Annotated in this window: 1 pseudogene; it reads right to left on the bottom strand. The window is 47.0% G+C overall.

Annotated elements, in window-relative coordinates:
* Positions 1–576 (bottom strand): annotated as a pseudogene (locus ACS8FC_RS19490) (excinuclease ABC subunit B); the annotation flags it as partial.

Genomic DNA, 576 nt, shown 5'->3' with positions numbered 1-576 from the left:
CTTTGAGACGCTGTGCTTCAATCAGCTTGTTGTTTTCACGGAAGTACTCCAAACGCGGCTCAAGCTCAGCGCGTATGGTTTCACTGGCCGCTTCTAACTTATTGCGCGGCGTCACATAATGCGACTTTGGATAAATGGTAATACGTGGCACACTGCGTACAGTTTTGCCCGTCAAAGGATCAAACCACGTAATTTTCTCCACTTCATTGTCAAACAAATGCACGCGTACCGCCAACTGCTCAGACTCAGCAGGATAGATGTCTAACAGCTCACCACGCAAACGATACGTACCACGGCCAAAATCTAACTCATTACGAGTGTATTGCATCTCAACCAAACGCTTAATCGTCGCGGTACGGTCTATCTGATCACCAACCACCACATGTAGCAGCATTTTTAGATAGCTTTCTGGATCACCCAAACCATAAATACACGATACCGATGCGACGATAATGGCATCACGACGCTCTAACAAAGCACGTGTGGCGGACAGACGCATCTGATCAATGTGATCATTAATGGCGCTGTCTTTTTCGATAAAGGTATCACTGGCAGCGACATACGCTTCTGGCTGAT

The sequence above is a fragment of the Psychrobacter sp. 1Y4 genome, from assembly GCF_051847555.1.
This window is presented reverse-complemented; position numbering and strand designations above follow the sequence as displayed.